This window comes from Taibaiella koreensis, from assembly GCF_003545715.1.
Classification (GTDB): domain Bacteria; phylum Bacteroidota; class Bacteroidia; order Chitinophagales; family Chitinophagaceae; genus Taibaiella; species Taibaiella koreensis.
Map to the genome: position 1 here is coordinate 839,944 of NZ_QVNU01000003.1, position 6,150 is coordinate 846,093.

Below are 6,150 nucleotides of genomic sequence, written 5' to 3' on the forward strand. Positions count from 1 at the left end.
TAAAATGCCCAATCCCGAATTCCAATACGGAGCCTGGGCTTTGTGATTTTGGAATTTGGGATCTGGCATTTGTGAATTTGGGATTTGAAGTTTTAGAAAGGTGCATCATCCCCATCCTGCGGCTTGGGGCCTTTCAGTTTGGATTTAGGAGCAAATTCATCGTCCTCGAAATCCATATTATTGGCTTTGGACTGCATCGTCTGGAAGTTCTGGCTCATGATCAGCTTGCTGTTGCCAAAATCATCGGGATGCTTACGTATCCCGGCCGAAGGGTCGTCGAAGCCGCCACCGGTAAAGCCGCCGCCGCCACCCATCCAATCGTCCTTGGGCGCCTCTACAAATTGTTGGTATTCCAGGATCGCCTTCAGCTTTACAGTATCCAGGCGACCGTTACGGTGCTTGGCGATATTGATATGGGTCTCCCCGTCAAAAGGCTGGCCTGTGCTCTCATCGTTGCTGATGCCGTAGTATTCGGGGCGGTAAATGAACATAACCATATCGGCATCCTGCTCGATCGCACCCGATTCCCTAAGGTCGCTCAGCTGCGGTATCTTACCCTTGTCGCCACCGCGGGTTTCCACGGCACGGCTCAGCTGGGAAAGCGCCAGCACCGGGACCTGCAGCTCCTTAGCCAGCATCTTCAATTCTCGGGATATCTTACTGATTTCCTGCTCACGGTTACCGGCTTTATCGGAACCCTGCATCAGCTGCAGGTAATCGATAATGATCATGCCGATGTCGTTCTTGGTCTTCAGGCGGCGGCACTTGGCCCGCAGCTCAAAGATGTTAAGGCCGGCCTGGTCGTCGATGAAGATAGGTGCCTTCGCCAGCGGTTCCATACGCTGCGTGAGCTGGGTAAATTCGTAATCCTCCATCTTGCCCCGGCTTATATTCTCCAGGCGTACCTGTGTTACACAGCTTAGCATACGCTTTACGATCTGGGTATTGCCCATCTCCAGGGAGAAAATAGCGACACCACGCGGCTTACGCGGGTCCATAGCCGCATTCATGGCCAGGTTAAGCGCAAAGGCGGTCTTACCCACAGCCGGACGGGCGGCAAGGATGATCAGGTCGCTGGGTTGCCAGCCGCCGGTGATAGCGTCGAGCGAGGCATAGCCCGATGGCACACCGGTAACATCGTCCTTTTCATCACGGGCTTTGGCTACCTGCTCTATGGTTTCGACCAGGATGTCCTGCATGCTGGAGTAGTTCTTACGCAGGAAATTGTTGCTGATCTCAAACAGGTCGGTCTCGGCCTTATCCATCAGGTCAAAGACGTCGGTTTTGTCTTCGTAAGCATTGGTGATCATCTCGCCACAGATACGGATCAACTCACGCTGGATGTATTTTTCCATCACAATGCGGGCGTGGGCGATCACGTGAGCGCTGGTCACCACGCTCATAGTAAGGCGGGTGAGGAAATAGGCGCCGCCGATCAGCTCCAGCTCATCGGTCTTGCGCAGCTCCTCCGTTACGGTAAGCAGATCCACCACCTGGCCTTTTTCGGGCAGTCGTTTGATGGCGGCAAAGATGCGCTGGTGGGCGTCTACATAGAAGCAATCGGGCGAAGGCAGCACTTCCAGCACATCCGAAAGCTTATCCTTTTCCAGCATGATAGCGCCCAGTACGGCTTCCTCAAGCTCTTTGGCCTGCGGCGGTATTTTACCGTACATTACGTTGTTCAGGTCAGGCTTGCGGCTCCTGCCCAGTTCTTTCTTTATGTTTACAGACATCTCGTTCTTTTCTTTGAATGGAGTTGGTGCCACTCCGGGTTTTTAAAAGCAAAAACTTCAAAGCCAAAGAACCTTTTCTTTTTCGAATCTCTCGTGTCGGGACCCTGCTGCAAAACCGGTATGCTACCGGCAATGCTGGCTCCGGACAAATCAAATTGAACGCATCACAGCTTCGGTTTCAACAATGGGTTTATCGTATTCCTCCCGATGCGTCTGCAACCAGTGTCCTGCTTGTTTTCGTCATCCGGATACTCTTAATATTGTTTAAAATTCTACTATTAAGAAAAGGTTAAGTACTTTTTAAAGGACGGCTAAGGTAAGTTCAAAAAGCAGAGCGGTAACACATTTCGGATAATAATTTTTTAATCCGTCAATGAACAGGTTATGCACCATTTCTGCGCTTCAGTCTACACTATCCACAGCTTTATCCACCGTTTTGAGGCAAAGTTAAGCCTAATTCACAGCTTGTTCACATGAGTGTGTGTAAAAAACCGCTAAAGATTTTTTTGGAAAATGGGCTTTGTTTTTCTATCGCCAGGCTGCGAAAACATCAGTATTTTTGCACCGCAAATCCGGGAAGCGGACAGCGGGTTACTGCTGCTCCTTTTCCGGCTGAATCATTTGAAAATTTAACTGTAATGCCTTTAATTGCTCCCTCTCTGCTTTCCGCCGACTTCCTGAACCTGGAAAGAGATGTCGAAATGATCAACAGCAGCGAAGCCGACTGGTTTCACCTGGATGTGATGGACGGCCGCTTTGTGCCCAATATAAGCTTTGGCCTGCCCGTTATCGCTGCCGTAAACCGGAAGGCAGCCAAAACGCTGGACGTGCATCTAATGATCGTTGAGCCCGAAAAATACATCAGTGAATTTGCAAAGGCCGGCGCCAATTACCTTTCCGTACATATCGAGGCCAGCCCGCACCTGCACCGTACTGTGCAGATGATCCATGCAGAAGGTATGAAGGCCGGAGTAGCCATTAACCCGCATACACCGATAGCCGCGCTGGAAGACATTATCGCCGACATCGACCTGGTATGTATGATGAGTGTGAATCCCGGTTTCGGCGGACAAAAATTTATCCCCCATACGCTCCGTAAGATCGCACAGCTGAGAAGCCTCATTGCCGAAAGTGGCAGCAAGGCGCTGATCGAGATCGACGGCGGCGTGACGCTCGACAACGCAGCCACGATCGTGCAGGCTGGCGCCGACGTACTCGTGGCAGGCAATACCGTCTTCAGCGCGGCCGATCCCGTAGCTATGATCAAGCAGCTGAAAGCAATAGCATAGTATTTTAGAAGCAACGGCCAGAGGAGATTTCCGGCCGTTGCGCTTAAAGCAGGTTTAGAAAATACTGTACTGCGAGTGCATAACCTTCGAGGCCCAGTCCGGTGATTACGCCCCGTGCCTTGGCGCCGGTATAGCTGTGCTGGCGGAAGTCTTCCCGTGCATGAATATTGGAGATATGCACTTCCACTACAGGTACGCTTATAGCGGCCAGTGTATCGGCAAGGGCAATGCTGCTGTGCGTATAGCCTGCGCCGTTGAAGATGATCCCTTCCGTATGGCCGCTGCAGGCCTGCAGCTTGTCGATCAGGGCGCCTTCGCTATTGCTTTGGAAATAGTCGAAACTGACCATGGGAAAGCGGCCTTTAAGCTCTTCCAGGAATGACGCAAAGCTACGGCTGCCGTATATTTCCGGCTCCCGGGTACCCAGCAGGTTAAGATTGGGGCCGTTGACGATCGTAAGATGCATGATGGTTACTTTGATACAAAAGTATAGAAAAATACCCCTGTTACGGCAGATGGGCGTCTTGGTCATCCCCCTAAAATTCCCCCTTTTTGCGCTATAGGAAAAGTGAGCCGAAAGAGTACATTTGCACTTATCATAAAAAAACGAATTCAAATGAAATTTGCAAAACTGTTACTCGCCGGCGCTGCCCTGGGTACCATAGGCATCACCTCCTGCGGAGAAGGCGGGGGAAAATCGGCGGAGAAGAGTGCTGATTTTAAATTCATCGACAGGGCCAATATGGATACCACTGTGAGCCCTGCCACTAACTTCTTTGAATATGCTAATGGGGCCTGGCTGAAAAAGACTGAGATCCCCGGAGATCAGACCCGCTGGGGAAGTTTCGATATGCTGGCCGAGCATACCAACGAGGACGTGCACAAGGTAATGGAAGATGCGGCCTCCGCTTCTGGCGACAAGGGCCGTATGGTCGGCGACTTCTACAAAAGCGGTATGGATACCACAGCCATAGAAAAAGCAGGCATTGCCCCCATTAAGCCCATACTGGACCGTATTGCCGCGGTGACCACTCCCCAGCAGTTCCTGGATGAAGTAGCCCTGCAATTTACACAAGGTAACACGACTATTATTGCCGGCTATGTAGCACCCGATGATAAGATCATTACCAAACAGATCGTTCAGCTGGGCCAAACCGGCCTGGGTTTACCGACAAGAGACAACTATTTTGATAAGGATAGTACTTCTGAAAAGAACAGGCAGGCCTATAAAGCCTATATCACCCAAATACTGGAGCTTACCGGCGAAGACAATGCCAATGCTGTGAAAAATGCACAGGCGATCTTCGAGTTGGAAACCAAGCTGGCTGCCGCTTCATTGAAACCGGTGGAAATGCGCGACCCGCAAAAATTGTACAATAAGTTCAGCCTGGACGCCTTCAGTAAACAAACGCCCGGCATGGATTGGAAAACATTGTTCGGCCAGTTTAAGATTAAAGGCGAAGACAGCCTGATCGTAAGCAATCCCAAATATTACCAGGAGCTGGCCCGCCAGCTGAAAGCTACTTCGATTGATGTATGGAAGCAATACCTTACCTTTCATGTGACCAGCGATATGGCACCTTTCCTGAGCAGCGCTTTTAACAATGCAAGCTTTGAATTCTATGGTAAGACCTTAAGAGGTCAAAAGCTACAGAAGCCACGCTGGAAAAGGGTTATGGGTATCATCAATGGATCCATTGGCGACCAGCTGGGCCAGTTGTATGTAGAGAAGAACTTCAAGCCCGAGGCCAAAAAGCGGATGCAGGAATTGGTGGATAACCTGCAGAGCGCTTTCCGCGAACGGATTACCAAGTTGGATTGGATGAGCGATGTAACCAAGCAAAAAGCGCTGGCTAAGCTGAATTCCTTTACAAAGAAGATCGGTTACCCCGACAAATGGAAAGATTATTCTTCTGTAAAAATTGTGCCCGATAATTACATTCAGAACATCATCAATACTTCTGCGTTCAATTACAATTACGAGATCAGCAAGCTGGGCAAGCCTATTGATAAATCTGAATGGGGCATGACACCCAATACGGTGAATGCTTATTACAACCCAGGTTGGAATGAGATCGTATTCCCGGCAGCTATTCTACAGTTCCCCTTCTTTGATTTCAATGCGGATGACGCCGTGAACTATGGCGGTATTGGTGCCGTGATCGGCCACGAGATGACCCATGGTTTCGACGATCAGGGATGTCAGTATGATGCAGAAGGCTATCTGCGCAATTGGTGGACACCCGAGGATGCCAAGAAGTTTGCAGCTAAAACCGATGTCGTACGCCGGCAGTTTGATGCTTATACAGTATTGGATGGTAGCATGCACGTAGACGGTTCGCTTACCCTGGGCGAAAATATTGCCGATCTTGGTGGTATTACCATTGCTTACGAAGCGTTTAAGAAAACCAAGCAAGGCCAGGGCGATGAAAAGATCGACGGCTTTACACCTGATCAGCGCTTCTTCCTCAGCTGGGCACAGGTTTGGCGTGGCAAAGCAAAAGATGCTACCGTACGTCAGTTGATCCAGACCGATCCGCACTCACCGCAACAATGGAGAGGCAATGGCCCGTTGAGCAATTTCGAGCCATTCTACAAAGCGTTTAATGTAAAAGAAGGCGATAAGATGTGGCGTGCCGATAGTGTACGCGCTAAAATATGGTAGGAGGGCAACGCCTGCCAGTCTTGGAATAACAGACGCCGGCTGTATCGTAAGATGCAGCCGGTTTTTTGTGGGTAAGCAGGTACAGTTGGCAGGTAGCAGTTAGCAATATGTTGCTGGGAGCAAATGCCAGCTGTTTTGTTTTACAGCCAAGGCCTTGAGTGTTAAGTTGACAGTTAACAGTTAGCAAGGAATATGCAATTGCCAATTATCCACTGCCAACTCTTTGCCGCTCACTGCCCACTGTCAATTGCCCACTATTACCCAATACTCAATACCCAATACTCACTACGCACTACCCAATACCCACTACCCATTACTCACTACCCAATACTAACGTCTAAGATCTAACGTCTAAAAATAAATATGAGGGCTACAAATAGCCATGGTGGCGTTATAGGCAAGAAAGTGGCGTGTAGGGACAATAAAATTTTTGGCAGAACGGAAAAGGGCAGCTACTTTTGCG

4 protein-coding genes are annotated in these 6,150 nt (G+C 49.9%); 2 read left to right on the top strand and 2 right to left on the bottom strand.

Translation table 11 applies throughout. From position 1 onward, the window contains the following. Nucleotides 1-92: 92 nt before the first annotated feature. Nucleotides 93-1,766 (bottom strand): replicative DNA helicase, encoded by a 1,674-nt coding sequence (gene dnaB / locus DZK30_RS13610; protein WP_240432923.1) that lies wholly within the window; start codon nucleotides 1,764-1,766, stop codon nucleotides 93-95. Nucleotides 1,767-2,371: 605 nt separating this feature from the next. Here dnaB and rpe point away from each other — a divergent pair. Further along, on the top strand, nucleotides 2,372-3,022 hold the full coding sequence (gene rpe, locus DZK30_RS13620) for a ribulose-phosphate 3-epimerase (RefSeq protein ID WP_118974662.1): 651 nt from the start codon (nucleotides 2,372-2,374) through the stop codon (nucleotides 3,020-3,022). Between the two features lie 43 nt (nucleotides 3,023-3,065). Here rpe and aroQ read toward each other — a convergent pair whose 3' ends face one another. Further along, nucleotides 3,066-3,488 carry a type II 3-dehydroquinate dehydratase gene (gene aroQ / locus DZK30_RS13625; RefSeq protein ID WP_118974713.1) on the bottom strand — a complete coding sequence of 141 codons (423 nt, stop codon included), beginning with the start codon at nucleotides 3,486-3,488 and terminating at the stop codon, nucleotides 3,066-3,068. A gap of 150 nt (nucleotides 3,489-3,638) precedes the next feature. Here aroQ and DZK30_RS13630 point away from each other — a divergent pair, with 150 nt between their 5' ends. Beyond that, a complete protein-coding gene (locus DZK30_RS13630; RefSeq protein ID WP_118974663.1) occupies nucleotides 3,639-5,687 on the top strand; it encodes a M13 family metallopeptidase in 2,049 nt (682 codons plus the stop codon). Nucleotides 5,688-6,150: the final 463 nt, after the last annotated feature.